The organism is Pseudomonas sp. NY15374, assembly GCF_048068255.1.
Lineage (GTDB): Bacteria > Pseudomonadota > Gammaproteobacteria > Pseudomonadales > Pseudomonadaceae > Aquipseudomonas > Aquipseudomonas machongensis.
Window position 1 is genome coordinate 155,506 of record NZ_JBLUPZ010000006.1, and the last position, 26,999, is coordinate 182,504.

26 protein-coding genes are annotated in these 26,999 nt (G+C 63.0%); 19 read left to right on the forward strand and 7 right to left on the reverse strand.

Annotated elements, in window-relative coordinates; all coding sequences use genetic code 11:
* Positions 1-29: 29 nt before the first annotated feature.
* The 9 genes from ACNFHO_RS14765 to ACNFHO_RS14805 all read left to right on the forward strand — a co-directional run bounded on the left by ACNFHO_RS14765 (position 30) and on the right by ACNFHO_RS14805 (position 10,751).
* Entirely contained in the window at positions 30-809 is a 780-nt protein-coding gene (locus ACNFHO_RS14765) for a class I SAM-dependent methyltransferase (RefSeq protein ID WP_416766737.1), read from the forward strand.
* Positions 810-814: 5 nt separating this feature from the next.
* Positions 815-1,645: an alpha/beta hydrolase gene (locus ACNFHO_RS14770; RefSeq protein ID WP_416766738.1), complete on the forward strand. Its 831-nt coding sequence runs from the start codon at positions 815-817 to the stop codon at positions 1,643-1,645.
* An 88-nt stretch (positions 1,646-1,733) separates the two neighbouring features.
* Positions 1,734-2,033, forward strand: coding sequence for a DUF6388 family protein (locus tag ACNFHO_RS14775; RefSeq protein WP_063544106.1), 300 nt, complete (start codon positions 1,734-1,736; stop codon positions 2,031-2,033).
* A 244-nt stretch (positions 2,034-2,277) separates the two neighbouring features.
* Positions 2,278-3,591, forward strand: coding sequence for a trigger factor (tig, locus tag ACNFHO_RS14780; RefSeq protein ID WP_414155111.1), 1,314 nt, complete (start codon positions 2,278-2,280; stop codon positions 3,589-3,591).
* 91 nt (positions 3,592-3,682) lie between these two features.
* A complete protein-coding gene (gene clpP / locus ACNFHO_RS14785; protein WP_029613529.1) occupies positions 3,683-4,324 on the forward strand; it encodes an ATP-dependent Clp endopeptidase proteolytic subunit ClpP in 642 nt (213 codons plus the stop codon).
* Between the two features lie 108 nt (positions 4,325-4,432).
* Positions 4,433-5,716, forward strand: coding sequence for an ATP-dependent Clp protease ATP-binding subunit ClpX (gene clpX / locus ACNFHO_RS14790; RefSeq protein ID WP_065861265.1), 1,284 nt, complete (start codon positions 4,433-4,435; stop codon positions 5,714-5,716).
* 156 nt (positions 5,717-5,872) lie between these two features.
* Positions 5,873-8,269: an endopeptidase La gene (lon, locus tag ACNFHO_RS14795; protein ID WP_054892388.1), complete on the forward strand. Its 2,397-nt coding sequence runs from the start codon at positions 5,873-5,875 to the stop codon at positions 8,267-8,269.
* A 153-nt stretch (positions 8,270-8,422) separates the two neighbouring features.
* Complete coding sequence (gene hupB, locus ACNFHO_RS14800) at positions 8,423-8,695, forward strand: nucleoid-associated protein HU-beta (protein ID WP_054892387.1); 273 nt, start codon at positions 8,423-8,425, stop codon at positions 8,693-8,695.
* A 184-nt stretch (positions 8,696-8,879) separates the two neighbouring features.
* A complete protein-coding gene (locus tag ACNFHO_RS14805) occupies positions 8,880-10,751 on the forward strand; it encodes a SurA N-terminal domain-containing protein (RefSeq protein WP_416766739.1) in 1,872 nt (623 codons plus the stop codon).
* Positions 10,752-10,860: 109 nt separating this feature from the next.
* Here ACNFHO_RS14805 and ACNFHO_RS14810 read toward each other — a convergent pair whose 3' ends face one another.
* Positions 10,861-11,901 (reverse strand): patatin-like phospholipase family protein, encoded by a 1,041-nt coding sequence (locus ACNFHO_RS14810; protein ID WP_112897885.1) that lies wholly within the window; start codon positions 11,899-11,901, stop codon positions 10,861-10,863.
* A 157-nt stretch (positions 11,902-12,058) separates the two neighbouring features.
* Between ACNFHO_RS14810 and ACNFHO_RS14815 the strand changes: the two genes are divergently transcribed.
* From ACNFHO_RS14815 to ACNFHO_RS14825, 3 genes are all read left to right on the forward strand, one after another.
* The gene (locus ACNFHO_RS14815; protein ID WP_063544114.1) at positions 12,059-12,337 is read left to right on the forward strand and encodes a hypothetical protein; all 279 of its coding nucleotides are present in this window, start codon (positions 12,059-12,061) and stop codon (positions 12,335-12,337) included.
* A gap of 14 nt (positions 12,338-12,351) precedes the next feature.
* Positions 12,352-13,119, forward strand: a complete 768-nt coding sequence (locus ACNFHO_RS14820; protein WP_416766740.1) for a CHAD domain-containing protein — start codon at positions 12,352-12,354, stop codon at positions 13,117-13,119.
* Positions 13,120-13,212: 93 nt separating this feature from the next.
* Entirely contained in the window at positions 13,213-14,010 is a 798-nt protein-coding gene (locus tag ACNFHO_RS14825; protein WP_200603238.1) for an acyl-CoA thioesterase, read from the forward strand.
* A gap of 14 nt (positions 14,011-14,024) precedes the next feature.
* Here ACNFHO_RS14825 and ACNFHO_RS14830 read toward each other — a convergent pair whose 3' ends face one another.
* The 3 genes from ACNFHO_RS14830 to ACNFHO_RS14840 form a co-directional block, all read right to left on the reverse strand.
* Positions 14,025-14,393: an Mpo1-like protein gene (locus tag ACNFHO_RS14830; RefSeq protein WP_416766741.1), complete on the reverse strand. Its 369-nt coding sequence runs from the start codon at positions 14,391-14,393 to the stop codon at positions 14,025-14,027.
* A 75-nt stretch (positions 14,394-14,468) separates the two neighbouring features.
* Positions 14,469-15,947, reverse strand: a complete 1,479-nt coding sequence (locus tag ACNFHO_RS14835; RefSeq protein ID WP_416766742.1) for a methyl-accepting chemotaxis protein — start codon at positions 15,945-15,947, stop codon at positions 14,469-14,471.
* Between the two features lie 87 nt (positions 15,948-16,034).
* Positions 16,035-16,832 carry a TatD family hydrolase gene (locus ACNFHO_RS14840; RefSeq protein WP_416766743.1) on the reverse strand — a complete coding sequence of 266 codons (798 nt, stop codon included), beginning with the start codon at positions 16,830-16,832 and terminating at the stop codon, positions 16,035-16,037.
* Between the two features lie 155 nt (positions 16,833-16,987).
* Between ACNFHO_RS14840 and ACNFHO_RS14845 the strand changes: the two genes are divergently transcribed.
* From ACNFHO_RS14845 to greB, 4 genes are all read left to right on the forward strand, one after another.
* Positions 16,988-18,394 (forward strand): transglycosylase SLT domain-containing protein, encoded by a 1,407-nt coding sequence (locus ACNFHO_RS14845; RefSeq protein WP_063544127.1) that lies wholly within the window; start codon positions 16,988-16,990, stop codon positions 18,392-18,394.
* Between the two features lie 108 nt (positions 18,395-18,502).
* Positions 18,503-18,937, forward strand: coding sequence for a DoxX family protein (locus tag ACNFHO_RS14850; protein WP_054892377.1), 435 nt, complete (start codon positions 18,503-18,505; stop codon positions 18,935-18,937).
* Positions 18,938-19,150: 213 nt separating this feature from the next.
* Positions 19,151-19,459, forward strand: a complete 309-nt coding sequence (locus ACNFHO_RS14855; protein ID WP_054892376.1) for a hypothetical protein — start codon at positions 19,151-19,153, stop codon at positions 19,457-19,459.
* A 91-nt stretch (positions 19,460-19,550) separates the two neighbouring features.
* Positions 19,551-20,027 carry a transcription elongation factor GreB gene (gene greB, locus ACNFHO_RS14860; protein ID WP_063544128.1) on the forward strand — a complete coding sequence of 159 codons (477 nt, stop codon included), beginning with the start codon at positions 19,551-19,553 and terminating at the stop codon, positions 20,025-20,027.
* Here greB and ACNFHO_RS14865 read toward each other — a convergent pair.
* Positions 19,999-21,459 (reverse strand): PLP-dependent aminotransferase family protein, encoded by a 1,461-nt coding sequence (locus ACNFHO_RS14865; protein ID WP_416766744.1) that lies wholly within the window; start codon positions 21,457-21,459, stop codon positions 19,999-20,001. The two genes, greB and ACNFHO_RS14865, sit on opposite strands and share 29 nt — an antisense overlap.
* 195 nt (positions 21,460-21,654) lie before the next feature.
* Here ACNFHO_RS14865 and ACNFHO_RS14870 point away from each other — a divergent pair, with 195 nt between their 5' ends.
* Positions 21,655-22,860 (forward strand): MFS transporter, encoded by a 1,206-nt coding sequence (locus tag ACNFHO_RS14870; RefSeq protein ID WP_081255220.1) that lies wholly within the window; start codon positions 21,655-21,657, stop codon positions 22,858-22,860.
* Here the strand turns inward: ACNFHO_RS14870 and ACNFHO_RS14875 are convergent.
* On the reverse strand, positions 22,823-25,330 hold the full coding sequence (locus ACNFHO_RS14875; protein WP_416766745.1) for an ABC transporter permease: 2,508 nt from the start codon (positions 25,328-25,330) through the stop codon (positions 22,823-22,825). The two genes, ACNFHO_RS14870 and ACNFHO_RS14875, sit on opposite strands and share 38 nt — an antisense overlap.
* Positions 25,330-26,013 carry an ABC transporter ATP-binding protein gene (locus ACNFHO_RS14880; protein ID WP_063544135.1) on the reverse strand — a complete coding sequence of 228 codons (684 nt, stop codon included), beginning with the start codon at positions 26,011-26,013 and terminating at the stop codon, positions 25,330-25,332. Before ACNFHO_RS14880 ends, ACNFHO_RS14875 begins: the two co-directional genes overlap by 1 nt.
* Before the next feature lie 10 nt (positions 26,014-26,023).
* Here ACNFHO_RS14880 and ACNFHO_RS14885 point away from each other — a divergent pair, with 10 nt between their 5' ends.
* Positions 26,024-26,629, forward strand: coding sequence for an arylesterase (locus tag ACNFHO_RS14885; protein WP_112897894.1), 606 nt, complete (start codon positions 26,024-26,026; stop codon positions 26,627-26,629).
* Positions 26,630-26,687: 58 nt separating this feature from the next.
* Positions 26,688-26,969, forward strand: coding sequence for a hypothetical protein (locus tag ACNFHO_RS14890; protein ID WP_054895440.1), 282 nt, complete (start codon positions 26,688-26,690; stop codon positions 26,967-26,969).
* Positions 26,970-26,999 lie beyond the last annotated feature (30 nt).

Below are 26,999 nucleotides of genomic sequence, written 5' to 3' on the forward strand. Positions count from 1 at the left end.
ATGCGATTCCGCGAATAAAAGGAACGAACATGAAAGTCTGCAGCACGCATAGGGAAAGTCTGTATTACGTGGTCGGCGCGGTTTTCAATGCGCTGGAAAAACGCCCGGTGGTTGCCGAGCTCGGTGTGCTGCGCGGCGAGAACGCCCTCAAGCTGCGCGCAGCACTGACGCCAGAGCGCATGGTGCTGGCCGACAGCTGGAGCAAGGAGGCTAACAAGGCTTACAGTCCATTCGATCAGTTGCCGCCTTGGGTCTCTCCGGTGGACGACTACGAGTACTACTATGGTGGCTCGCTGCACGACGATGCGACCTGGGACCGCTTGTACCAGGAGTGTGTATCAAAGTTCGTTGACATGCCCGAGGTCACGGTGATTCGCTCCGAAACCATCGGTGCGATCGACAAGATCCGCGAGCAGACCGGCATCGAGCAGTTCGATTTCGTCTACGTGGATGCCAACCACCAGTACGAGTACGTCCTGCGCGACATGATGTATTACCAGGAGCTGCTGGGTCCGGACGGCATCATGATGCTCAACGACTGCTGCTTCAGTGACAATGGCACCAAGCAGAACCTTGGCGTGCTCGAAGCGCTCGGCAGCTTCATGAAGCGTTCGGACTTCATTCCGGTGGCGATGACCAATACTGATTGGTCTGATGTGATCCTGGTGCGCCGCAATTCCGTGCTGGTGCAGCTGTTCGACATGGCGCTGAGCAACTCTGACGTACCTTACGTCGAGATTCCTCACCAACTGATCACCGCTGCTCGTGTGGTCTATGGCGCCCAGCGTCACAACCTCAGCTTCGTCTGATTTCGATGTGGGGCAGGGGTGTACTGGCTGTTGTGGGTGCTCTTGTGCTCGCAGCATGCCAGTCGCCGCGCGAGGCGCTGGAGCACAGGGCTGCCGAGTACGGTCGTGAGGTGCAGGTGCTGGCGCTGGAAAGCTTTCCACTGCTGGTCGTGGCGCCCGCGCAGATGCCTACCGCCAACGTGCTGCGGGTTTATCTGGAGGGTGATGGCCATGCCTGGGTCACGCCCTCGCAGCCGAGTCTGGACCCTACGCCGCGGCAGGCTCTGGTGGTCGACCTGGCGATGCAGGATCCGACACCTTCCTTATATATGGCCAGGCCCTGTCAGTTCATCAGCGTCCCTGGATGCACGCCGGCGCTGTGGGCCAGTCGGCGCTTCTCCCCTGAGGTGCTGGACAGTCTTGGTCAAGCGCTCGACCGGCTGAAAGCGCGTTATGGCAATCAGGGCTTCGAGCTGGTGGGCTACTCCGGCGGCGGAGCGCTTGCCTTGTTGCTGGCGGGTCGGCGTGAGGATGTGTGGCAGGTCCAGACGCTGGCCGGCAATCTGAGTCCGGCCGAATGGGCGCGAATGCTTGAGCTGACGCCGCTGGAAGGTTCGCTCGAGCCTTTACAGTATCGGGAACGCCTGGCGCGTATTCCCCAGCGCCATCTGCTGGGTGCCGAGGATCGCCAGGTGCCTGCTGGCGTTGCGGCGTTTTATGCTCGGCAGTTGGGCGAGGCGCGTTGCCTCGAGCTGGTTTCCCTGCCGGGTGTGACGCATGAGCGGGGTTGGCAACAGGCCTGGCCGAGCTGGCGGCAGCGGTCGCTGGCGTGTGCACCTGTCGAGCGGAAGGATTGAGGGGCTTGCCCTCTGGTGACAACGCTATAAAAGCTGATAGATTTCAGCCGGTTGAAACACCGGTCGGTGACCGGCAGGGGAAATACCGATGATTGCCAAAGAAGCGCGCCAGGCGTTGGCGCTGCAGCGCTTTCGCGAAGCCAACCCGCAATTGCTCGAGGAGATCCGCGAGCTTGACGCGCGCGAGCAGGCCCAGCAGGTCGAGTGGGCGTTCGAGGATGCGGCTCAGGAGCAGGGTATCGAGCCCTGGGAGCTTGCCCTGCAGTTGATCGCCGAAAACCCGGAGCAATTGCAGGCCATGCGCCTGGAGACTCACCGCGAGGTGGCCGAGGCGTTGGGTATGTCGTGGGAAGAATATTGCCAGTTCAATGAAATCGACCCGCATTAACGGGCCGATTCTGCAGTTGTAACTGTTTGACAGGTTTTTTCGGCATGCGCCCTCAAAGATGGCGCGCAGCCCTTGAGTAACGAGGCCTGGCGCGTTTTTGCGCTGGCCTGTAAACGAAATCGACCGGCGTGGTTGTCCGTCGTCCCGAGTGGGGTGACTTCTGGTGCGTGAGTCACTAGAATATTCGCCCTTGATTCTGGAGTCGGGCTATCGCCGGCTAACGTCTGTGCAACGAGGAATATCCATGCAAGTTTCTGTTGAAAACACTTCCGCTCTCGAGCGCCGCATGACCATCGCCGTTCCGGCCGAGCGCGTCGAGAACGAAGTCAACAAGCGTCTGCAACAGACTGCCCGTCGCGCCAAGGTCCCGGGCTTCCGTCCAGGCAAGGTGCCAATGAGCGTTATCCGTCAGCGTTACGAAGACGCTGCCCGCCAGGAAGCCTTCGGTGACCTGGTCCAGGCCTCCTTCTATGAAGCCGTGGTCGAGCAGAAGCTGAACCCGGCTGGCGCCCCGGCTGTCGAGCCTAAGTCGTTCGAGAAAGGCAAGGACCTCGAGTTCGTCGCCATCTTCGAAGTCTTCCCTGAATTCACTGTTGCCGGCTTCGAGTCGATCAACGTCGAGCGCCTGAACGCCGACGTCGCTGACGCCGACCTGGACAACATGCTGGAAGTGCTGCGCAAGCAGAACGTCCGTTTCGAGGCCGTCGAGCGCGCTGCCGAGAAAGACGACCAGGTCAACATCGACTTCGTCGGCAAGATCGACGGTGAGGCCTTCGCCGGTGGTTCGGCCAAGGGCACCCAGCTGGTACTGGGTTCCGGCCGCATGATCCCGGGCTTCGAAGATGGCCTGGTTGGCGCCAAGGCCGGTGAAGAGCGCGTCGTCAACGTGACCTTCCCCGAGGACTACCAGAACCTGGATCTGGCCAACAAGGCCGCCGAGTTCACCATCACTGTCAACAGCGTTTCCGCACCTGTGCTGCCAGAGCTGAACGAAGCCTTCTTCGCCCAGTTCGGCATCAAGGAATCCACCCTGGAAGGCTTCCGCACCGAAGTTCGCAAGAACATGGAGCGTGAACTGCGCCAGGCCATCAAGGCCAAGGTCAAGAACCAGGTCATGGACGGTCTGCTGGCCGCCAACCCGGTAGACGTGCCGAAAGCCCTGCTGGAAAACGAAGTCAACCGTCTGCGCGTGCAGGCTGTCCAGCAGTTCGGTGGCAACATCAAGCCTGAGCAACTGCCGGCCGAGCTGTTCGAAGAGCAAGCCAAGCGCCGTGTGGTCCTGGGCCTGATCGTCGCCGAGGTGGTCAAGCAGTTCGAGCTGAAGCCGGACGATGCCAAGGTTCGCGAGATGATCGAGGAAATGGCTTCCGCTTACCAGGAGCCTGAGCAGGTCATCAACTGGTACTACAAGAACGACCAGCAACTGAACGAAGTCCGTTCGGTTGTGCTGGAAGAGCAAGTTGTAGATACTGTCTTGCAGAAAGCGACTGTGACCGACAAGTCGGTCTCGTACGAAGAGGCTGTCAAGCCAGCACAGGCTCCTGCCGAAGCTGAGTGATTTGCTACTCTCGTAGGAAACCCCACAAGCCAGCCTTCGGGCTGGCTTGTGCGTTATTAAAGCCATGACTATTTGGGAGTGAGTGCAGGACATGTCCCGCAATTCTTATATTCAGCAGAGCTCTGACATCCAGGCCGCAGGCGGTCTGGTCCCGATGGTTATCGAGCAGTCCGCCCGTGGCGAACGTGCCTACGACATCTACTCGCGCCTGTTGAAGGAGCGTGTGATCTTCCTGGTGGGTCCTGTAGAGGACTACATGGCCAACCTGGTTGTGGCGCAGCTGCTGTTCCTTGAAGCGGAAAACCCGGACAAGGATATCCATCTGTACATCAACTCGCCGGGTGGCTCGGTCACCGCAGGCATGTCGATCTACGACACCATGCAATTCATCAAGCCGGACGTCTCCACCATCTGCATCGGCCAGGCCTGCAGCATGGGCGCCTTCCTGCTGGCAGCCGGTGCGGCAGGCAAGCGTCACTGCCTGCCGAACTCGCGCGTGATGATTCACCAGCCGCTGGGCGGCTTCCAGGGCCAGGCGACCGACATCGAGATCCATGCCCAGGAAATCCTCAGCATCAAGGCGCGCCTGAACGAGCTGCTGGCCTTCCACACCGGCCAGGACCTCGAGACCATCAAGCGCGACACCGAGCGTGACAACTTCATGAGCGCCTCGCGCGCGGCCGAGTACGGCCTGGTCGACTCGGTCTACGACAAGCGGCAACTGGTATCCTGAGCCCAGGCGCCAGAGCGGGCGGGCGCCGAAAGGGCCCGCCTGCGGACTTGAAAAAGCCCGCAATTGCCTTCATCTTGTGTTGCAAGCCTACCGGATTGGATCGATCGAATGACTGACACCCGTAACGGCGAGGACAACGGCAAATTGCTCTATTGCTCCTTCTGCGGCAAAAGCCAGCACGAAGTGCGCAAATTGATTGCCGGGCCCTCGGTATTTATCTGCGACGAGTGCGTCGACCTGTGCAACGACATCATCCGAGAGGAGGTGCAGGAAGCCCAGGCCGAGAGCAACGCGCACAAACTACCTTCGCCGAAAGAAATCAGCGGCATCCTGGACCAGTACGTCATTGGTCAGGAGCGCGCCAAGAAGGTGCTTGCCGTAGCGGTGTACAACCACTACAAGCGCCTGAACCAGCGTGACAAGAAGGGCGACGAGGTCGAACTCGGCAAGAGCAACATCCTCCTGATCGGGCCTACCGGCTCGGGCAAGACCCTGCTCGCCGAAACCCTCGCGCGCCTGTTGAACGTGCCGTTCACCATTGCCGACGCCACCACCCTGACCGAAGCCGGTTATGTGGGTGAGGACGTCGAGAACATCATTCAGAAGCTGTTGCAGAAGTGCGACTACGATGTGGAAAAGGCCCAGATGGGCATCGTCTACATCGACGAGATCGACAAGATCTCGCGCAAGTCGGACAACCCGTCCATCACCCGTGACGTCTCGGGCGAGGGCGTGCAGCAGGCATTGCTGAAGCTGATCGAGGGCACCGTGGCTTCGGTGCCGCCCCAGGGTGGCCGCAAGCACCCGCAGCAGGAGTTCCTGCAGGTCGACACGCGTAACATCCTGTTCATCTGCGGTGGCGCATTCTCGGGTCTCGAGAAGGTCATCCAGAACCGCTCCACCAAAGGTGGTATCGGTTTCGGCGCGGAAGTGCGCAGCAAGCAGGAAGGCAAAAAGGTGGGTGAGTCGCTGCGCGAAGTCGAGCCGGACGATCTGGTCAAGTTTGGCCTGATTCCGGAATTCGTCGGTCGCTTGCCGGTTCTGGCCACGCTCGACGAGCTGGACGAAGCTGCGTTGATGCAGATTCTCACCGAGCCGAAGAACGCCCTGACCAAGCAATACGCCAGGCTGTTCGAGATGGAAAGCGTGGACCTCGAGTTCCGCAGCGACGCGCTCAAGGCCGTTGCTCGCAAGGCTCTGGAGCGCAAGACCGGCGCCCGTGGCCTGCGTTCGATCCTCGAAGGCGTGCTGCTCGACACCATGTACGAGATTCCTTCGCAGAAGGATGTCAGCAAGGTGGTGATCGACGAGAGCGTCATCGACGGTACTTCGCAGCCGCTGCTGATCTACGAGAACAACGAGCCGCAAGCCAAGGCCGTGCCTGACGCCTGAGTCGCACGCCTGATACGTTGAAGCAGAAAGGGGCCCGCGGGCCCCTTTCTGCTTTTCTGGCGCCAGCGCTTGTATTTTTGCGGACCTGCCCCCACATTAGCTCCAAGCACTATTTCCACCGGTTTCCGGCCACAAGGCCGCTGTAGAGGCGAAATCATGAAGACCACCCTCGACTTGCCTCTTTTGCCATTGCGCGATGTCGTCGTCTATCCGCACATGGTTATCCCGCTGTTCGTGGGACGCGAGAAGTCCATCGAAGCCCTAGAGGCCGCAATGACGGGCGAAAAGCAGATCCTCCTGCTGGCCCAGAAGAATCCAGCCGACGATGATCCGGGCGAAGATGCCCTGTATCGCGTCGGCACCATCGCTACCGTCCTGCAACTGCTCAAGCTGCCTGATGGCACCGTCAAGGTGCTGGTCGAAGGCGAGCAGCGCGGTGCGGTCGAGCGCTTCACCGAGGTCGAAGGCCACGTTCGCGCCGAAGTCAGCCTGATCGACGAGGTCGAGGCGGCCGAGCGCGAGTCCGAAGTGTTCGTGCGCAGCCTGCTGTCGCAGTTCGAGCAGTACGTTCAGCTGGGCAAGAAAGTGCCTGCCGAAGTGCTGTCCTCGCTCAACAGCATCGAAGAGCCGGGGCGCCTGGTCGATACCATGGCCGCACACATGGCGCTGAAGATCGAGCAGAAGCAGGAAATCCTCGAGATCATCGACCTGTCTGCCCGTGTCGAGCACGTACTGGCGCTGCTGGACGCCGAAATCGACTTGCTGCAGGTCGAGAAGCGCATCCGTGGCCGGGTCAAGAAGCAGATGGAGCGCAGCCAGCGCGAGTACTACCTGAATGAGCAGATGAAGGCCATTCAGAAGGAACTCGGCGACGGCGACGAAGGCCACAACGAAGTCGAGGAGCTGAAAAAGCGTATCGATGCTGCTGGCCTGCCCAAGGATGCCCTCACCAAGGCCCAGGCCGAGCTGAACAAGCTCAAGCAGATGTCGCCGATGTCCGCCGAGGCCACGGTGGTGCGCTCTTACCTCGACTGGCTGGTGCAGGTGCCCTGGAAAGCCCAGAGCAAGGTGCGTCTGGATCTGGCCAAGGCCGAAGAGATCCTCGATTCGGACCACTACGGCCTGGAAGAGGTGAAGGAGCGTATCCTCGAGTACCTCGCGGTCCAGAAGCGCGTGAAGAAGATCCGTGGCCCCGTCCTGTGCCTCGTCGGGCCGCCCGGCGTGGGTAAGACATCGCTGGCCGAGTCGATCGCCGCGGCCACCAATCGCAAGTTCGTGCGCATGGCCTTGGGTGGTGTGCGTGACGAGGCCGAGATCCGTGGTCACCGCCGTACCTACATCGGCTCGATGCCGGGTCGCCTGATTCAGAAGATGACCAAGGTCGGGGTGCGCAACCCGCTGTTCCTGCTCGACGAGATCGACAAGATGGGCAGCGACATGCGCGGCGATCCGGCCTCGGCACTGCTCGAAGTGCTCGATCCGGAGCAGAATCACAACTTCAACGATCACTACCTGGAAGTCGATTACGACCTCTCGGACGTGATGTTCCTGTGCACCTCCAACTCGATGAACATTCCGCCAGCGTTGCTGGACCGGATGGAGATCATTCGTCTGCCGGGCTACACCGAGGACGAGAAGGTCAACATTGCGGTCAAGTACCTGGTGCCCAAGCAGGTCAAGGCCAACGGCCTCAAGAAGGAAGAGTTGGAGGTCGACGTCGCCGCGATCCGCGACATCATCCGCTACTACACCCGAGAAGCCGGTGTGCGTGGTCTGGAGCGCCAGATTGCCAAGGTCTGCCGCAAGGTGGTCAAGGAGCATGCCGGCAACAAGCAGGTGAAGGTCAAGGTCACCGGCGACCAGCTCGAGCACCTGCTGGGTGTGCGCAAGTTCCGTTATGGTCTGGCCGAAACCCAGGACCAGATTGGCCAGGTCACAGGCCTTGCCTGGACCCAGGTCGGCGGTGAGCTGCTGACCATCGAGGCGGTCGTGATTCCGGGCAAGGGGCAGTTGATCAAGACCGGCTCGCTCGGCGATGTCATGGTCGAATCGATCACTGCCGCACAGACCGTGGTACGCAGCCGCGCCCGCAGCCTGGGTATCGCTGCCGATTTCCACGAGAAGCACGACGTGCACATCCACATGCCCGAGGGCGCCACGCCCAAGGATGGCCCGAGTGCCGGTATCGGCATGTGCACTGCACTGGTCTCGGCGCTGACCCAGATTCCGGTGCGTGCCGACGTGGCGATGACCGGTGAAATCACCCTGCGCGGTCAGGTGCTTGCCATCGGCGGGCTGAAGGAAAAACTGCTTGCGGCGCACCGCGGCGGGATCAAGACAGTCATCATTCCCGAGGAAAATGTGCGTGACCTGAAGGAGATTCCTGAAAATATAAAACAGGATCTGCAAATCAAACCGGTTAAATGGATTGACGAGGTCCTGCAAATTGCGCTGCAATACGCCCCGGAGCCCTTGCCAGATGTGGCTCCGGAGATTGTCGCGAAAGAAGAGAAGCGCGACAGCGATGCTAAGGAAAGAATTAGCACGCACTAGTTCGTATCTCATTGGGGGCCTTCGGTTGACAGCTTTTTCGGGCCCTTGCTATAAAGCGGCACGCCAGTGTCAACAGGCCACCCAATGATCGTTTCATAAGCTTTTCATTACATACTTAGAAACAAACTCAATAGAGATATAAGGGGACTTAGAGTGAACAAGTCGGAACTGATTGACGCTATCGCCGCTTCTGCTGACATCCCGAAAGCTGTAGCCGGCCGCGCGCTGGACGCAGTAATTGACTCCGTAACCGGTGCCCTGAAAGCAGGCGACGACGTCGTTCTGGTTGGCTTTGGTACCTTCTCCGTCAAGGAGCGCGCTGAGCGCACCGGCCGTAACCCGCAAACCGGCAAGGCGATCAAGATCGCTGCCGCCAAGGTTCCAGGCTTCAAAGCTGGCAAAGGCCTGAAAGACGCCGTCAACTAAGTCGTCTCTTTCAGCCGGACCCGGCCTGGCCAGGTCCGAGCACGTAGCGGCGGGGGCCGCAAACGTTCCCGCCTGCCACGTTTGCTAAGAAAAGGCGCATCCTCGGATGCGCCTTTCTTTTATCAGGATTCTACCCACTCTCCGCGGTTGTCGATGCAGTGGTACGACCGTTTCTGGGGGACGCATGCTGCAGAATATCAGGGACAATTCACAGGGTTGGATTGCCAAGACCATCATTGGCCTCATCGTCGTGCTGATGGCACTGACCGGTTTCGAGGCCATCTTCCAGGCCGCCAGCCACAGCCAGGATGCCGCCAAGGTCAATGGCCAGACCATCAGCCAGAACGAGCTGAGCCAGGCCGTCGACATGCAGCGCCGCCAGCTGATGCAACAGCTGGGCAAGGATTTCGATCCGGCGATGCTGGACGAGAAGATGCTGCGTGAGGCGGCACTCAAGGGGCTGATCGACCGCAAGCTGCTGTTGCAGGGTGCCGAAGACGCCAAGTTCTCTTTTTCCGAGGCGGCACTGGATCAGTTGATCCTGCAGACGCCTGAGTTCCAGGTCGATGGCAAGTTCAGCGCCGAGCGCTTTGACGCCGTCATCCGCCAGATGGGCTACGGCCGCATGCAGTTCCGCGAAATGCTCGCCCAGGAAATGCTCATCGGCCAGCTGCGTACCGGCCTGGCAGGCAGCAGCTTCGTTACCGACAAACAAGTCGACGCCTTCGCCCGTCTGGAAAACCAGACCCGCGATTTCGCTTCGCTGACCTTCAAGGCCAACCCGGCCGCAGTCAAGGTGAGCGATGAAGAGATCAAGGCGCATTACGATCAGCACGCCAAGGAATTCATGACCCCTGATCAGGTGGTCATCGATTACATCGAGCTGAAGAAAGCTGCGTTCTTCGACCAGGTTTCGGTCAACGAAGACGAGCTCAAGGCGCTGTACGAAAAGGAAATCGCCAACCTCGCGGAACAGCGCCGCGCTGCGCACATCCTGGTCGAAGTCAACGACAAGACCGATGATGCCCAGGCCAAGGCCCGCATCGAAGAGATTCAGCAGCGCCTGTCCAAGGGTGAAGACTTCGCCAAGTTGGCCAAGGAGTTCTCCCAGGATCCGGGCTCGGCGGCCAATGGCGGTGACCTCGGCTTTGCAGGTCCGGGTGTCTATGACCCGGCCTTCGAGGATGCCCTGTACAAGTTGAGCAAGGACCAGGTGTCGGCACCGGTTCGCACCGAGTACGGCTATCACCTGATCAAGCTGCTGGGCGTCGAGGCGCCTGAAGTGCCTACCTTCGCCAGCCTGAAGGACAAGCTGACCCACGAGCTGAAAACCCAGCAGGTCGAGCAGAAGTTCGTTGAAGTCACCAAGCAACTGGAAGACTCGGCCTTCGAAGCCTCCGACCTGGCGCAGCCTGCGCAGGAACTGGGCTTGAAGGTACAGACCTCGGCACCGTTCGGCCGTGAAGGCGGCGAGGGCATCACTGCCAACCGTTCGGTGATCCAGGCTGCGTTCAGTGAAGAGGTGATGGACGAAGGCGCCAACAGCAGTGCCCTGGAGCTGGACCCGGAGACCGTGGTGGTGCTGCGTGTGAAAGAGCACCGCAAGCCGGAGCAACTGGCGCTGGAAGCTGTGTCGAAGAACATCAGAGAACACCTGGCCAAGGAGAAGGCGACCGCCGAGCTCAAGGCCAAGGCGGACAAGCTGATTGCCGGCCTGCGTGATGGTTCGATCGCCAAGGGCGCCGACCAGGAAGGGCAGAAGTGGAAGGTGCAGGAGGCGGTGACCCGCAACCAGGAAGGCATCGACCCAGCCGAACTGCAGGCCGCGTTCCGCATGGCCAAGCCTGAGTCCAAGGACAAGCCGGTCTACGGCAGTGTCGTCCTGGGTGACGGTAGCCTGGTAGTGTTGCAGCTCAAGGGTGTCAACGAAGGTGCTGCCGCCTCCGACGAGGAGAAGGTGCAGATTCGTCGCTACCTCGCTTCGCGCGCCGGCCAGCAGGACTTCGCTGCCTTCCGCAAGCAACTTGAAGCCAGCGCCGACATCACCCGTTACTGAGTGCTGTCGTCGTGACGAAACAGGCCGCTTAAGCGGCCTGTTTCGTTTTCGGCATCTCCAGGTATTTTCGCGGTCAGGCCCGCGAAAAAGTCAGCGCCGATACTCCTGCCTAGCGCTGCTCCCCCTCATGACTGTCCAGGGTATCCCGCGCAATCTCACGCCCCAGTGCGATCAGCTCCGGCGCCTTGTAGAACTCGAAGAACCGGCATACCCGCTTCGGCACGTTGATCAGTACATCCGGCGGATACCCGGCGATCTTGTACTGTGCCAGCGAGGTCTGCATCACCTCGAAGCTCTGGTTGATCAGGTCGAGTAGCGATGCAGGTCCGACGTTATCGATGATGAACGAACCGGTCGCCGACTTGGGGGCGCCTTCGCGTTCCGGGGCCGCTGCCGGTTGCTGGCTTTCCGGGTCGGCGGGGTCGCTCAGCCACGGGTTTGTCTGGCTCATGCGTTCGGCGACGATTTCCTGCTCGATGCGCATCAGCTGCTCGGCCGGCTTGCGGCGAAACGGCATGCGCGACCCCAGCGAACTGATCACCGATTCGAATCGCATCCTGAACGCCGCCGGGCGTTCGATCACCGGCAACTGGTACTGCTTCTGATTGGTGGCGTTGAGGTTGACCGCGATGATCAGGTCGCAGTGACTGGACACCACCGGCACGATCGGCAATGGATTGAGAATACCGCCATCGACCAGCATGCGGTTGCCCTGCATGACGGGCGTGAACAGGCTGGGAATCGCCGCCGAGGCGCGCATGGCCTGGTGCAGGCAGCCTTCCTGGAACCAGATTTCCTGCTGGTTGGTCAGGTCGGTGGCGACGGCGGTATAGGGAATTCGCAATTGTTCGATGTTGATCTCGCCGACGATCTTGCGGATTTGTCCAAATACCTTGTCACCCCGAATGGCGCCCAGGCGAAAGCTCACATCCACCAGGCGCAGCACGTCGAGGTAGTCCAGGCTTTCTATCCAGCGACGGTATTCGTCGAGCTTGCCGGCGGCATAGATGCCACCAATCACCGCGCCCATCGAGCAACCGGCGATGCAGGCGATTTCGTAGCCGCGACGCTCGATCTCCTCGATCACGCCGATGTGCGCATATCCCCGGGCACCGCCCGAACCGAGCACCAGTGCGACACGCTTGCTCATACTTTTTCCCCCAAGGCATTTCGCGCGTATTCCAACAATGCACCCATTGGTGCCGGTGCTTCAATGTCGTTGCGCGCTGGGCTACGCTGAGCATGGCACTTTTCACGTTGCCGGCCGTCGAACAGCGACTGTTTTGTCCTTCTTGAGGTAATGCCCGATGAAAGCCTGGATCTGCCTTCCCCTGATTGCCCTGACCCTTGCTGGCTGTGCGGGCAAGACGGCCTATCGCGACAGTTGCGCGACTCAGTTGGATGCGGCCTGGAAGGAGCTCGACCTCGCCAAGGCCGAAGGGTTTGCCGGTACCGTGAGCTACTCCAAGGCGCTGTCATTGCTGACTGGAGCCAAGACCCAGCAGCAGTTCGAGGCGTTCGAGGGGTGCAGCAGCAAAGCCGAGCGGGCACGTTTCTATATCCGTGAGTCCCGTGCAGGCCGTTGACCGAGGAGGCTGATATGCCCGCGATGCTCGATCATGTAGTCGCTCAGGTCCTGGCCCTGCAGGTGCGTCTACTGGCCTGCCGGGAACGCCTGGCCGCCGATACCGACAGCGAAGCCCTGCACGACCTGCGCACCAGTGTCAGGCGCCTGCGCAGTCTGCTGCGACCCTTGCGCGCGCTGCCGGGTGTCGAACAGTTGGAGGATGCAGCGAAATCGCTGGGCACGCTCACCACGCCTCTGCGCGACCGTGAGGTGCTGGCCGATCAGTTGATCTCTGCTGGGTACGTGCAGGCCGGGCAGCGGCGCCTGCAGGCCAGGGCGGCAGCTTTCGCCAGCGTCGCTGCCAGCCCGCAGTTGACCCGGCTGCTGGCGATACTGGATTCATTCCCCCTGTTCCTGCGTGCTTCGCAACGCGAAGGCCTGGCGAATGACTTGGGCACGCGCATCGACAAACGCCTGCGCAAGCAATGGCGCAAGCTGGAAGCGGCCATCGACGATCCGGCCCACGACCGGCATCGCTTGCGTCTGTTGATCAAGCGGGTGCGCTACGGCGATGAGGCCTACCCGCAGTTGCGCCATGCAGGGAAGAAGCTTCAGAGGCTGCTCAAGCAGGCGCAAGGGGATCTGGGCGATTGGCATGATCGTGTTCAATGGCTGCTGCAGTTGCGCGAGCATCCCGACCTGGCGCCGTGCGAGGCGGCTTGGGAAACCGAGTTGCATGAGACCGAGCGTGCCAGCGATGCCACCTTGGCGTCGTTGCGCAAAGCCTTGTCGCGTCGATAACCCCAGTAAATGACCGATATGCGGGCTGCCCTGTGCCAGCCTGCTGGTTACCATGCGCCTTGACCCCGTTGTCGATAGAGGCCAAGGACTTCCATGAATTTCGATGAACTGCTAGAGGCCGTGCGCCGCCACCCGGCGTCGGTCAGTATCCCACCAGACTGGGCCCAGGGCCGCGCTTCGTTTGGCGGGTTGATGGCGGCGCTGGTCTATGAGGCGATGTGCCAGAAGATCAGCGATGGGCGGCCAGTGCGCTCGTTGGCCATCAGTTTCGTCGGCCCGGCGGCACCGGATGTGCCGATACGCTTCGAGGCCGAGGTGCTGCGTGAGGGCAAGGCCGTGAGCACGCTGCTAGGGCGTGCGATCCAGGATGGGCAAGTGGTGACGCTGGTGCAGGGCAACTTCGGTGCTGGACGCCCGTCGGTGGTGGAGGTGCAGGCCGAGCCAGCGCCACCGTTCAAGGCTCTGGAGGATTCGGCACCGGAGTTGCCCTACATCAAGGGCGTCATGCCTGAATTCATGCGCAAGGTGGCGCTGCGCTGGGCGATCGGGGGGCTACCCTTCAGCGGCAACGCATCGCGCCAGATGGGCGGTTGGGTGCGTCTGCGCGACCTGCCGGAGGCGCCGCTCGAAGTGTCGCACCTGCTGGCGCTGGTCGATGCCTGGCCGCCGAGCCTGATGCCTTTTCTCAAGCAACCTGCCGCAGGCAGCACCCTGACCTGGACCATCGAGTTCGTCCAGCCATTGCCGGAGCTCAGCACGCACGACTGGTACCAGTACTGTGTAGAGACCGAGCACGCCCGTGATGGTTATGGGCATGCCGCAGCCCGCTTGTGGTCGGCGGATGGCCGCCTGTTGGCCTTGAGCCGGCAGACAGTGACGGTGTTTGCCTGAGCCTTGCCGCGTGTTCAGGGCCGATGCTTGTGTCTTTCGCGCCAGGCACGCCACCAGCCGCCGCTCAGGACGAAACGTGGGAAGGTGATGAACTGTTCGGTCAACAGACGTTTCAGGGCGTCCTGTCGACTACTGAACGGCTCGGGTTGTTCGGCCTCCAGGCGATGGCCCTGGCGCTGCATGGCAAGCCCTGCGATCAGCGCGATCACGCCTACGGCAAGCTGCGTGATGTCGAGCGAGAACACGCCCGAAAGCACCAGCAGGGCACCAAGGATGAACAGCGGTACGGCAATCAGGTGCAGCACCAGGTTGGTCGGGTGGCGGTGATTATGGTGGTAGCCGCGCCATTGCCAGGCGGGCAGATTCGGCAGACGTTTGCTCATGGACGATTCCCCTTGGTCATGTCCAGAGCTTAGTGCGGCCCCCCGCAGGGGGCCAATCGAGGCTGTTTATCGGGACTATAGCTTGAGCTGGCCGATGGCTTTGTTCAGTTCGCCGGCGAGGGTCGCCAACGCATTGCTGGTGGTGGCCGATCCTACGGTCTGCTGTACGGTTTCTTCGGTGACGTCGCGGATGCTCACCACTGCCCGGTTCATCTCCTCGGCGACCTGGCTCTGCTGCTCGGCGGCCACGGCGATCTGTGTGTTGCTCTCGCGCATCTGCGCCACCGCGCGGGTGATTTCGGCCAGCGCATCGCCGGCTTCGCGGGCCTGCTTGACGCAGTCGTCGGCCTTGTAGGAGCTCTCTTGCATGTACTCCACGGCATCACGGGTGCCGTCCTGAAGCGCGGACACCATGGTGGTGATCTCGTTGGTGGAGTTCTGCACGCGCTTGGCCAGGTTGCGTACTTCGTCGGCCACCACCGCGAAGCCGCGACCCAGGTCGCCGGCGCGTGCGGCTTCGATGGCGGCGTTGAGGGCCAGCAGGTTGGTCTGTTCGGCGATGCTGTGGATCACGCTGACCACGCCATTGATCTTCTGGCTGTCGTCGGCCAGTTGGCGAATCATCTCGGCAGTCTGCTGCACGCCATTGGACAGCCCGGCGATGGAATCCTGTACCCGACTGACCACTTCCTGGCCGCTGCCGGCGAGGCTGTCGGCGCTTTGCGACAGGTCACGGGTGGCGCCGGCGTGCTGGGCGATGTGATGCACGGTGGCGGACATTTCGTTGATCGCTGTCGCGGCCTGGTCGGTCTCGCTCTGCTGGCCGATCATGCCGTGGCGTACTTCGTCCATGCTCGTGGCCAGACGTGCGGCGCCTGAGTCCAGTTGCGCGGCAGTGTGGGCCACCGTGCTGACTACGCGGTGGTAGGTCGTCTGCATGGCATTGAAGGCTCCGGCCATCTGGCCCACTTCGTCGCCACAGGCCAGCGGCACGCGCGCCGACAGGTCGCCGGTTTTTTCCACGTGCAGCATTACATCCTTGAGGGTGTTGAGCTGGCTGAGCAGGAAGCGGATCAGCAGTTGCGAAGCGCAGAGCATCGCCAGCATGAGAATCAGCACGCACACCGCGTAGTTGCTGAACCGGTCGATGAATACCTGGCGCAGGCTTGGCGATTGCGCCAGCACGGCAATGTGCTGGTTGCCCTGGCGCAGCACCTGGGCGCCGCGCAGCGGATCGTCGCCAAACAGCCAGGCGGCGGGCAACGCGACCCAGCCTTGGCCGTCACGCAGTGCCTCGACGGGCTCGCCTTTGAAGCTCGGGGTCTGGCCTTCCTGCCAAGTGATCATCTGTGGCAGGTGGGGGAAGGGTTGTGCAGCGGGCCAGGTGGCCAGCAGTTCGGCCTGGGCGACGGCATGCGCCTGGGCCGATTCGGCGCGGGCCTGCTGCTCCAGGTAGACCGCGTAGAGCACCAGCAGCAAGGTGGTGACGAAGGCCACCGCATTGACTGCCCAGAATTTGTACTTCAGGGAAATATTGCTAAGCCAGGCACCCATGGTAGGTCTTCTCTGAGTTGAGCGGAAACATTATTGGCAAGGTGCCATCATTGTGTCCGTTCGCGCGCGAAGCCTTCATGACATGCGTCAAGGGAGCTTGAAGAAATCCTTGGCCGTGGCCGTGGTGTGCTGGGCGCAGTGCTCAACGCTTTCACCCCGGTGCAAGGCGACTTCACGCAGGACTTCAGGCAGGAAGGCCGGTTCGTTGCGTCCGCTCTTCGGTTTCGGCCGCAGGGTGCGCGGCAGCAGGTAGGGCGCATCGCTTTCGAGCATCAGTCGGCCTTCGGGAATATTGCCTACCAGTGGATGCAGGTGCGTCCCGCGTCGCTCGTCACAGATCCAGCCGGTGATGCCGATGTGCAGGTCCAGGTCGAGGTAGGCGAACAGCGCCTGGCGCTCGCCAGTGAAGCAATGCACCACGGCGGCTGGCAACTGGTCGCGGTATTGCCTGAGGATTGCCAATAGCCGCTCGCTGGCATCGCGTTCATGCAGGAAGACCGGCAACTGCAGTTCGGCGGCCAGGGCCAGTTGAGCTTCCAGGACTTTTTCCTGCTGTGGACGAGGGGAGAAGTCACGGTTGAAGTCCAGTCCGCATTCACCCACGGCAAGCACCCGCGGCTGAGCCAGCAGATCGCGCAGGGTGCGTTCGCTGGCGCCTTCCCAATGGCTGGCATCGTGAGGGTGGACGCCGGCCGTGCTGAACAGGTGTTGGCCTGCCTCATCCAGGCGCTGGCATAGCAGCAGGGCCTCTTCGCTGACGGCAAGGCTGGTGCCGGTCAAAACCATCTGCGCCACGCCGGCGGCCAAGGCGCGTTCGACGATCGCCGCCTGCTGGTCGTGAAAGCTGGTGTTGGTCAGGTTGACGCCGATATCGATCAGTTGCATGGTGCTACCTCGTGCCGCGGGGCGGCCAGCATAGCAAAATCTGCAAGTTCGCAGAAAAACCAAGAACTTCAAACGTTTGCCATGGTCTCTTGCCGTCATTTGTCATGCGCACCGCTCGGCGCATGGTTTCGCCAACCGCTTCTGGACCCTTCTTCATGCTGCGAACCCTGCTGACGACCTTGCTGTTGCTTGGGCTGATCGCCGCAGCACCTGCCATCGCCCGCGAAACCGGCCCGTTGCAGCATGTGCCGGCGAGCCAGAGTCGCGACCTTGCGCAGATTCGAGCGAGCAAGGTGTTGCGGGTGCTGGTCAACCAGAGCCGCAACAGCTCAGGCGAGGTCAAGGGCGAACCGGTGGGTATCGAGTACTATCGCCTGCGCGCGCTGGAGCATTTTCTCAATGCGCGGGTCGCGGACGGTCAGGAAATCACGCTGCAGATCGTCCCGCGCGCCAAGGAACAACTGATAGGTGCCCTGCAGCGCGGTGAAGGCGACCTTGCCGCGCCTGGCGAATTGCTCGATGCGGGGCTGGTGCAGGGCGTCGGAGTCAGTGCGCCGGTGCTTGACCAGGTGCCGCTGTTGCTGGTCGGACGCAAGGGTGAGCGAGCCTTCAGCCGGGTCGAGCAGCTGTCCGGGCGCACCATTGCCCTGACCACCGCCAGCGCTGCCGGTGCGGTGATCGAGCAGATCAACCAGCAGTTGGCCCTGCGCAAGCGCCCGCTGGTGAAGATCGAGTGGGTCGATCCGACCCTGGCAGTCGAAGATGTACTGGAGATGGTCCAGGCCGGCATCTATCACCTGACCGTGGTGGAACGCCCCATCGCCCAGCGCTGGGCCCGGGTGATGCCCAAGCTGCGCCTGGACACCCAGTTGCGCCTGAGCCAGCCTCAGGCCATGCGCTGGTACGTGCGCAAGGATGCCGAGCAGTTGCTGGCCAGCGTGGACCGCTTCCTTGCCGTTTACCGCGCGCCGGACAACCAGGATGCAGCCTTCGAGCGCATCTATCGACGCCAGTACCGCGTGCACAATCCGCTGGCCCGCCAGGACCGCCAACGCCTGGAGTCGCTGCGCGCGGTGTTGCAGAAGCACGGCGCCGAGCAGCAGATCGACTGGCTCAACCTGGCGGCCCTGGCGTTCAAGGAGTCGACATTCGATCCCAAGGCCCGTGGTACAGGGGGCGCCCATGGGCTGATGCAGATCACCCCGGCCGCCGCGCAACGGGTGGGCGTGAGCAATACGGCCACGGTCGACGGCAATGTTCAGGCCAGCGCCCGCTACCTCGCGCTGATCCGACGCAAGTTCTTCTCCAGCCCGCAGCTCAATGAGCGTGAGCGCATGGCCTTCATTCTTGCCGCCTACAACCTCGGCCCGGAACGCGTCCAGGCAATGCGCGCCGAGGCCCGTCGCCGTGGCCTCAACGGTAACCAGTGGTTTTTCCAGACCGAGCGCATCGCCATGGAGCAGGTGGGGATGGGGCCGGTGAACTTCGTCAACAGCGTCAACAAATACTTCCTGGCATTCAACCGGGAGCGCAGCGCCTTGGAGCGGGTCGCGAAACGCTGATAAATCGACTTTTTCGATTTGTTTGTTGGGTTTTTTGCGGTTTTCTTATTCGCTAATTTGATTAAGATGGCGGCCATTCCAACCTGACATTTCAAGGAAGCTCACCCGATGAATCCCTCCCTCAACGCCCTGTTCGTCACCCGCGCCGGTTTCGGCCTCAGCATCATCCGCATCCTGGTCGGCATCATCTTCATGGCGCATGGCTCACAGAAGCTGTTCGGCCTGTTCGGTGGCTATGGCCTGGAAGGCACCGGTCAATGGATGGAGAGCATTGGCCTGGCCCCTGGCTACCTGATGGCCCTGCTCTCGGGCAGCGCGGAGTTCTTCGGCGGCCTGGCACTGCTGCTTGGCCTGCTGGCCCGCCCGGCTGCGCTGGCGCTGAGCGTGACGCTGGTGGTGGCGATCTTCTCGGTGCACATCGGCAATGGCCTGTTCATGTCCAACAACGGCTACGAGTTTGCCCTGGCACTGTTGGGCGGCACGCTGGCGGTGCTGGTCGAAGGGGCAGGGCGTCTGTCGCTGGATCGCCTGATCGCCCGCTGACATCTCGCTGCAACCCGTCTGCGGCAAGCTGCAAGTGAACGCCCACTTGCAGCTTGCCGTTCGACGCTCTACGATACCGCTTGCGCCGATTTAAACAGCTACTTGCGGGGCGCAGGAGAGGCCCCAGGGCAATCCGAAATACCGCTAAAGCGCTGGTTCGGTGACGCCTCCCACCGCTGCCCAGCGGGATTCGCGAGGCGCAGAGATACCACCATGAGTTGCCCACGTACCAGTGTTTGCCTGACCCCACTGCCTGCTGACCAGGCATCCCGCACACCGCGCATCCTGCTCGGTGGCCAGCATCAACCCACACTTCTGCGTAACCTCGACGGCTTTTCGCGCCGCAAGGGCCAGGCCCGTGCCTTCCTCATCCAGTTCGCCGAGGCGGCTTGCAACCTTGCCCATTACGCCAACGACCGCTTTGACCTGGCTGTGATCCAAGCCCCGATCGGTGAGGATGCCGGCGAGATCATCGGCCAGTTGACCCGCATTGCACGCCAGGGCCTGATCACCCGCCGCTGAGCGAGGTGTGGCGGCGCCTGTTTTTGGTTAAGCTCGGTAACCCGGCAGGCCCAAGGCGCCTGCTGTGGCTGTGCCGAGGAGAGCAAGCGGTTTGAGTACCAACATCATCACCACCGAAGGTCATGAAGCCCTCAAGAAGGAGCTGGATCACCTGTGGCGCGTCTACCGCCCCGAGATCACCCAGAAGGTGACCTGGGCTGCGTCGCTGGGGGATCGCAGCGAAAACGCCGATTACCAGTACAACAAGAAATTGCTGCGCGAGATCGATCGGCGGGTCCGCTACCTGCGCAAGCGCCTCGAGGATGTGAAAGTCGTCGCCTATTCCCCGGAGCAGGAAGGCAAGGTGTTCTTCGGTGCCTGGGTCGAGATCGAGAACGACGACGGCGAAACCCTGACGTTTCGCATCGTCGGTTACGACGAGATCTACGGCCGTAACGACTACATTTCCATCGACTCGCCCATGGCCCGTGCGCTGCTGAAAAAAGAAGAGGGCGATGAAGTGCTGGTGCAAACGCCCACGGGCGAAGCGACCTGGTACATCAATCGCATCCACTACGGCGCCCAGTGAGCGCATTCAGGTACAGCCGCCCCAATGTGTCCCCCGCCACCGCAATCTGCGCCTCGCTCAACGAGGCGTAGCCCACCAGTACGCCCGCCGGCCAGGCATGTTCACGGGTGAACAGTCCGAGCGGCTGAAGCATCAGGCCCTGCTCGTGGGCCTGTTGGCAAAATTGCTGTTCATTGCAGCCTTCAGGCAACCAGAGGATGAAATGCAGCCCTGACTGCTCGCCTGCAATCCGCACCTCAGTGTGCCGGCGCAGCCTGTCGATGAGTAGGTCGCGGCGCTGCTGGTAGGTCTGCCGGGCAATGCGCAGGTGGCGTGCATACTGGCCGTTGCCGAGCATCTGCTCCAGCGCCCGCTGGCCGAGGGCGCCAGGCGCCTGCCCAGAGATCGTCAGCGTGTCCAGCATTTCGGCGTGCAGGCGCCGGGGAACCACGGCAAAGCCCAGGCGCAGGTTACTGAACAAGGTCTTGTTGAAACTGCCGCAGAACAGCACTTGGTCGTGGTGGTCGATCGCCTTGATCGCCGGCAGCGGTGCACTCGCATAGTTGTACTCGCTGTCGTAATCGTCCTCGATGATTATCGCATCCCGTGCCTGCGCCCAGTCGAGCAGGGCCTGGCGGCGTTCGACGCTCATGCAGATGCCCAGTGGCGCTTGATGGGCGGGCGTAACCTGTACCGCCCCGAGTGTTTCATGGTCGGCAAGGGCATCGACGCGCAGGCCCTGTTCGTCGAGCGGCGTGCTGAACAGCCTGTGCCCCGAACGCTCGAAAATCCGCCTGGCCCAGGCATAGCCTGGGTCCTCAACGGCGAGCGCTCGGTGCTTGGGCAGTACGCGGCTGAACAGGTCGAGGGTGTGACGAATGCCGTGGGTGACCAGGATGTCATCCGCCTCGCAGTCGATACCCCGATAGAGCTTCAAGTGCGCTGCGATGGCCTGGCGCAGGCGTGGGTCACCCTGCGCAGGGAGGCTTTCAAGCAGACCGGCGCCGTCCAGGCGTGCCGGGAAAAGATGCTGCTCCAGCAAGTTCGGGTCGGGCAGGCGGGCGACGAAGGGGACCCGCGCTTGCACCTGCGCCTGCACCGACTGCGGGTCGGGCATCGGCCGCGATAGCGACGCCTGGCCGGCCGGATTGCCGGATGCGATCAGGGTATCGGGCAGTTGCAGGGTGACCTGCGACCCTGCGCCCTGGCGCCGCTCGATGAAGCCTTCCAGCTTGAGCTGCTCGAACACCGCCTCCAGCGTGCCACGCGCCACGCCCCAGCGCTGTGCCAACGTGCGTGTGGAGGGCAGCAGGGTGCCGGGTGGCAGATGGCCGCTGACCACCAGCTCCTGGAGAAATCCATGCAGCAGCCGGTGCTTGCCGGTAGCGCTACCGGCAGACAGCTCGAACGGCAGGGCGAGATCGAGGGCAATGGCTTGTTTGCCTCTGGCCATAGTGGTCCATATTCGGGAAGGCCTAATGGGCCTTCATCTTATGCAGCGCCGCCCCTAACCTCAATCGCGTGACGCAGAGCCTTTGCGTCGTGCCTGCAGGCGTCCCCGACCTTCATTCAAGGAACATCGAATCATGCGTATTGCGGTGGGGCTGCGTTCGCCCGTCCGATTGTCTTTTGCTTCGCGGGTGCAGCCATGAACCGGCCCGGATTGTCAGTGGCCTTGCTGGCCGCAGTGGTAGTGCCGCAGGTCGGGCTGGGCATCATGGTGCCGGCCTCGGCGCAACTGGCCGAGCAGTTGCAGGTTGGCCTTGGCCAGGTGCAGAGCACACTGGTGATGTACATGGTCGGCTATGCGCTGTCGATGGTGCTGGCCGGGCTGCTGTGTGATCGCTACGGCCCGCGGGCAGTACAACTGGGCGGGCTGCTGCTGGCAGCGTGCGGTACCGGGCTTGCGGCCAGCGCCACGTCCTTCCTGCCCTTCATGATCGGCCGCCTGCTGCAAGCATTGGGCGGCTGCGTCGGCACGGTGACCACCCGTATGGTGGTGCGCGAGGTGTTCACCGAGCGCGAGCGCATGGGCATTCTCACCACGCTGGCTTCGGCCATCGCCATCACCCCGTGCCTGGCGCCGTTGCTGGGTGGCGCGTTGCTACCGCAGTTTGGCTGGCGCGGGATTCTGGGGCTGGTGGGGGTATTCAACCTGCTGGTACTGCTGGTGTTCTGGCGCCTGGTGCCGAGCCTGCCTGGGACAGGCCAGGGCGTTACTCCGGGCCTGGTGCTGCGGGTGTACGGACGCAACCTGGGCAACGCTGCGTTCGTTTTTCATGCAGCCTGCATTAGCCTGGTTTGGATGAGCTACTTCGGCTTCCTGTCTTCATCGTCCTACGCCTTCCAGGTTGTCCTGGGGTTCAGCGCATTCGAATACGGCGCGCTGATCGCCATCTGTGCACTGGGTTATGTCACCGGCAGCTTTCTGGCCCGGCGCCTGAGTCGCCAGCATGATCTGGCGCTGATCCTGGCGGTCGGGGCCGCTGTTGGTACTGTCGGCTGGGTTGGCCTGTGGTTGGCCGTTCACCTGGCAGGGCCGGTGGCGGGAGCGTTCGTGGTTCCGATGATGGCAATCCTGTTGAGCACTGGCATGGTGATTCCGGCGACCCAGGCAGGGCTGCTGCGTTGTGTGCAGCGGGATATCGGGCTGTCCACCGGTCAGTTCTTCTTCCTGCAGATGGTCAGCGGTGCGGCGTATGGCTTTCTTGCCAGCCACTGGCCGCATTTGGATGTGAGCCAGTTGGCATGGCTGGTGGGCGCGCCGATGGTGCTGCTCACCGTGCTTACAGGCACGGCGAGCATGCGCCGTCGGCTCAGGTCTCGCGCAGAACGCTCAGTGGCGTTGCATTGAGTGCCCGCCGGGTGCCGAACACACCGGCCCCGCCGACCAGGACCGCGCCCAGCACGGGCAGTACCAGCAGCCAGGGATGCGGCGCCCAGTGCAGGTCGAAGGCATAGCGGTACAGGGCCCAGGTGATCAGTTCGCAGCCCAGGGCAGCGAGCAGGCCGCTGGCGGCGCCAAGCAGGCCGAACTCGATGCGCCGGGCCTTGACCAGTAGCGCACGGCCGGCGCCCAGGGCGCGCAGTAGCGCGCCTTGGCGGATACGCTCGTCCAGGGTGGCCTGCAGGCCGGCGAACAACACCGCAAGGCCCGCCGCGAGCACGAACAGCAGTACGTACTCCACCGCCAAGGTGACCTGGGCGAGGATGCTGCGCAGTTGCCCAAGCAGCGCATCGACCTGGAGGATGGTCACCGCCGGAAACGCCCGCGACAGGGCGACCACATCGGTATCGTGCCCGGGCGCGAGGTAGAAGCTGGTCAGGTAGGTGGCGGGCAAACCTTGCAAGGTGCCGGGCTGGAAGATCATGTAGAAGTTCGGCTGGAAGCTGTCCCAGTGCACCGCACGCAGGCTGCTGACCCGTGCCTGGCGGTGCTCGCCGCCGATGTCGAAGGTCAGCAGGTCACCCAGCTTGAGCTTGAGGCTTGCGGCCAGCTCCGCCTCGACCGATACCGCGGGTGGCCCGTCGGTCGGCGGTGGCGTCTGCCACCAATCGCCTTCGCTCAAGGCATTGCCCTGGGGCAGTTCGGCGGCCCAGGTCAGGCTCAGGTCGCGCTGCACGGCACGATCGCCGGTAGATTCCTTGCTCACCAGCTGCTGTACCGGCTGATCGTTGATGTGGGTGAGGCGGCCGGGGATCACTGGGTACAGCGGCGCCGAGGTGGCATTTACCTCGCGCAGGCGCTGGGCAAAGGGTTCGCGCTCGTCTGGCAGGATGTTCAGCGCGAAGTGGTTGGGGGCATCCTTGGGTAGTTGCGCCTGCCAGTTGTCCAGCAGCTCGGCGCGCAGTAGCGCGACCAGGGCCATGGCCAGCAGGATCAAGCCGAAGGCCAACGCCTGGCCGGCGGCTGCCAGCGGATGGCGCAGCAACTGACCCAGCCCCAGGCGCCAGGGCAGCGGCGAGCCGACCAGTAACCGGCGTAGGCTGCGCAGGCCCAGCAGTAGCAGGCCACCAAGCAGCAGCGCGGCGATCAGGCCGCCGCCGAGCAGGGCGAAGGTCAGCAGCAGGTCCAGGCTCAGGCGCCACATGATCAGGCCAAGGGCGAACAATGCGGCGCCATAGACCAGCCAACTGCTGGGCGGCACCGGCAGCAGGTCACGGCGCAGCACGCGCAAGGGCGGTACCCGGCCCAGAGCGGCGAGCGGAGGCAGGGCGAAGCCGGCCAGCGCCACCAGGCCGGTGCCGATGCCAGCCAGTGCCGGGGCGATGCCGCCCGGCGGAACGGTACTGGGCAGCAGCCCCTGCAGGAGGGCGAACAGACCCAGTTGCGCGAGCCAGCCAAGCAGGGCGCCGGCGAGCGCCGCGACCAGCCCCAGCATCGCCAGTTGCAGCGAGTACAGGCCCAGCGCCTGGTGTCGTGACAGCCCCAGGCAGCGCAGCAGGGCGCTGGCGTCCAGGCGGCGGGCGGCATAGCGACTGGCCGACAGCGCCACGGCCACACCGGCCAGCAGCACCGCGACCAGGCTGGCCATGTTCAGGTAGCGTTCGGCGCGACCCAGGGCGCCGCCGATCTGGCGGTTGCCATCCCGGGTGTCGAGCAGCCGCTGGTTGGCGGCAAGATCCTTCTCCACCGCCTGGCGATATTGCACCAGGGTGTCCGGCTCGCCGCGCCACAGGTCGCGATAGGTGACCCGGCTTCCTGGCTGGATCACGCCGGTGGCGTCCAAGTCAGCGATGTTCATCAGCACGCGTGGGGTGAGGCTGTAGAAGTTGCCGGCGCGATCCGGTTCGTAGGTCAGCACGCGGGTCATGCGCAGGGTCTTCATGCCGACGTCGATGCTGTCGCCCAGCGATAGCCCCAGTGCCGCCAACAGGCGCGCCTCGACCCAGGCTTCGCCGGCCGCCGGCCCGCCGCCGGCCGTCTCGCTGCCATAGGGCGTTGCGGCGCTGCGCAGTTGGCCACGCAGTGGATAGGCCGGGTCGATGGCCTTGATGCTCGACAACTGGATACCGGCATCGGCGGCCACCACGCTGGTGAACTCCACCACGCGGGCGTGGGTCAGGCCACGCGAAGTACCGGCATCGATCTGCGCCGCCTGGGCGGCGGACGACCCTTGCAGCACAAGGTCAGCAGCGAGGAATTCGCTGGCCCGCAATTGCATGGCACCGTTGAGGCGGGCGCCGAAGTAACCAATGGCGGTGCTGGCGGCGACGGCCACCAGGAGCGCGAAGAACAGTACTCGCACTTCACTGGCGCGGGCGTCACGCAGCAGTTGGCGCAGGGCCAGGGCGCACAGGCGCATGAACGGCAGGCGGGTCATCATGGCTCCAGGGGCGCCACCAGGCGTCCGGCGTCCAGGCGGATCAGGCGACGGCAGCGCTTGGCCAGCCGCTCGTCATGGGTCACCAGCACCAAGGTGGTGCCGCGTTCCTTGTTGAGCTCGAACAGCAGGTCGCTGATGCGCTCGCCGGTATGGCTGTCGAGATTGCCGGTGGGCTCGTCGGCGAACAGTACTGCCGGGTGCGCCGCGAACGCACGGGCGATCGCCACCCGTTGCTGCTCGCCGCCGGACAGCTGGCGTGGGGTGTGGCTCAGGCGCTGGCCCAGGCCGACCCGTTCGAGCAGGGTGCGGGCCTGCTCGCGGGCGTCGCGGCGACCGTCCAGCTCCAGGGGCAGCATGACGTTTTCCAAGGCATTGAGGCTGTCGAGCAACTGGAACGACTGGAACACGAAACCGACGTGTTCGGCACGCACCCGTGCGCGCTGGTCTTCGTCCAGGGGGCCAAGGTCGTGGCCGGCGAGCACGACACTGCCATCACTGGGGCGGTCAAGGCCTGCGAGCAGGCCGAGCAGGGTCGACTTGCCCGAGCCGGATGCACCGACGATGGCCAGGCTGTCGCCCTGGTCGAGGTCGAGAGAAAGCGGGTGGAGGATGGTGAGGTCGCCTTCCGCGCTGGGGACCACTTTGCTAAGGTTCTGCGCAACGAGAATGCTGGGGCCCATGGAGAATCCGATGCGAATGTGGTGGTTGAGTGCCGGTCTGGCCCTGTTTTGCCTGGCCCAGGGCGCGGCGGCGGGAACGTTGCTGGTTGTCGGCGATAGTATCAGTGCCGGTTTTGGCCTGGATACCCGCCAGGGATGGGTCGCGCTCCTGGAGCAACGCCTGAAGGACGAGGGTTTCACCGACCGTGTGGTCAATGCCTCGATCAGTGGCGACACCAGCGCAGGTGGCCAGGCGCGGCTGCCGGCGCTGCTTGCAGCGCACAAGCCTGATCTGGTGGTGCTGGAGTTGGGCGGGAACGACGGGCTGCGTGGGCAACCGCCACAACAATTGCAACAAAATCTTGCCTCGATGATTGATCGCTCCCGTGAGGCCGGCGCCAAGGTGGTGTTGCTCGGCATGCGCTTGCCACCGAATTATGGCGTGCGCTACACCACCGCGTTCGCCCAGGTCTATGAGCAGTTGGCGAAGGAAAAGAAGGTGGCCTTGGTGCCGTTCTTTCTGGAGGGCATAGGTGGGGTGGCGGAGATGATGCAGGCCGACGGCATCCATCCGGCCCAGGGCGCCCAGCAGCGCTTGCTCGATAATGCCTGGCCGACGATAAAACCCTTGCTCTGACGCTTTTATCGGGGGCCGCTTTCGGCTAATGTTGCGCCCCCCGTTTCGAGTGCCCCCGATGCCACGCCCCGCCTGGTCCCTGTATGCCTACCAATTGATCGAGCCCGACGAGCAGCTCGACCTGTTCGCCTGCCAGGAAGTCCGTGTCCATCTCGCCGCCCGCCAGCTCGAACTGGGCGCTCCGGTCGACCGCACTTTGTGTGGCGGCCTGCTGCCGGCGCAGCCGCGCTGGTCGTCGGTCGAGCGCGCGGTCTATCGCGACGAACGCCTGTGCCCGCTATGCCGGGCCATTCTCGATGCCCAGCGGCGGGGTACGCGTCCGGTGTGGCCGGAGCTCTGAGCTCACCTTTCATCATTTGTAACCCTTGCA

Bases quoted from the DNA above. Each gene is read 5' to 3' on its own strand.
- ACNFHO_RS14765 (WP_416766737.1), top strand. From the start codon at position 30: ATGAAAGTCTGCAGCACGCATAGGGAAAGTCTGTATTACGTGGTCGGC.
- ACNFHO_RS14770 (WP_416766738.1), top strand. From the start codon at position 815: ATGTGGGGCAGGGGTGTACTGGCTGTTGTGGGTGCTCTTGTGCTCGCA.
- ACNFHO_RS14775 (WP_063544106.1), top strand. From the start codon at position 1,734: ATGATTGCCAAAGAAGCGCGCCAGGCGTTGGCGCTGCAGCGCTTTCGC.
- tig (WP_414155111.1), top strand. From the start codon at position 2,278: ATGCAAGTTTCTGTTGAAAACACTTCCGCTCTCGAGCGCCGCATGACC.
- clpP (WP_029613529.1), top strand. From the start codon at position 3,683: ATGTCCCGCAATTCTTATATTCAGCAGAGCTCTGACATCCAGGCCGCA.
- clpX (WP_065861265.1), top strand. From the start codon at position 4,433: ATGACTGACACCCGTAACGGCGAGGACAACGGCAAATTGCTCTATTGC.
- lon (WP_054892388.1), top strand. From the start codon at position 5,873: ATGAAGACCACCCTCGACTTGCCTCTTTTGCCATTGCGCGATGTCGTC.
- ACNFHO_RS14805 (WP_416766739.1), top strand. From the start codon at position 8,880: ATGCTGCAGAATATCAGGGACAATTCACAGGGTTGGATTGCCAAGACC.
- ACNFHO_RS14810 (WP_112897885.1), bottom strand. From the start codon at position 11,901: ATGAGCAAGCGTGTCGCACTGGTGCTCGGTTCGGGCGGTGCCCGGGGA.
- ACNFHO_RS14815 (WP_063544114.1), top strand. From the start codon at position 12,059: ATGAAAGCCTGGATCTGCCTTCCCCTGATTGCCCTGACCCTTGCTGGC.
- ACNFHO_RS14820 (WP_416766740.1), top strand. From the start codon at position 12,352: ATGCCCGCGATGCTCGATCATGTAGTCGCTCAGGTCCTGGCCCTGCAG.
- ACNFHO_RS14825 (WP_200603238.1), top strand. From the start codon at position 13,213: ATGAATTTCGATGAACTGCTAGAGGCCGTGCGCCGCCACCCGGCGTCG.
- ACNFHO_RS14830 (WP_416766741.1), bottom strand. From the start codon at position 14,393: ATGAGCAAACGTCTGCCGAATCTGCCCGCCTGGCAATGGCGCGGCTAC.
- ACNFHO_RS14835 (WP_416766742.1), bottom strand. From the start codon at position 15,947: ATGGGTGCCTGGCTTAGCAATATTTCCCTGAAGTACAAATTCTGGGCA.
- ACNFHO_RS14840 (WP_416766743.1), bottom strand. From the start codon at position 16,832: ATGCAACTGATCGATATCGGCGTCAACCTGACCAACACCAGCTTTCAC.
- ACNFHO_RS14845 (WP_063544127.1), top strand. From the start codon at position 16,988: ATGCTGCGAACCCTGCTGACGACCTTGCTGTTGCTTGGGCTGATCGCC.
- ACNFHO_RS14850 (WP_054892377.1), top strand. From the start codon at position 18,503: ATGAATCCCTCCCTCAACGCCCTGTTCGTCACCCGCGCCGGTTTCGGC.
- ACNFHO_RS14855 (WP_054892376.1), top strand. From the start codon at position 19,151: ATGAGTTGCCCACGTACCAGTGTTTGCCTGACCCCACTGCCTGCTGAC.
- ACNFHO_RS14865 (WP_416766744.1), bottom strand. From the start codon at position 21,459: ATGGCCAGAGGCAAACAAGCCATTGCCCTCGATCTCGCCCTGCCGTTC.
- ACNFHO_RS14870 (WP_081255220.1), top strand. From the start codon at position 21,655: ATGAACCGGCCCGGATTGTCAGTGGCCTTGCTGGCCGCAGTGGTAGTG.
- ACNFHO_RS14875 (WP_416766745.1), bottom strand. From the start codon at position 25,330: ATGACCCGCCTGCCGTTCATGCGCCTGTGCGCCCTGGCCCTGCGCCAA.
- ACNFHO_RS14880 (WP_063544135.1), bottom strand. From the start codon at position 26,013: ATGGGCCCCAGCATTCTCGTTGCGCAGAACCTTAGCAAAGTGGTCCCC.
- ACNFHO_RS14885 (WP_112897894.1), top strand. From the start codon at position 26,024: ATGCGAATGTGGTGGTTGAGTGCCGGTCTGGCCCTGTTTTGCCTGGCC.
- ACNFHO_RS14890 (WP_054895440.1), top strand. From the start codon at position 26,688: ATGCCACGCCCCGCCTGGTCCCTGTATGCCTACCAATTGATCGAGCCC.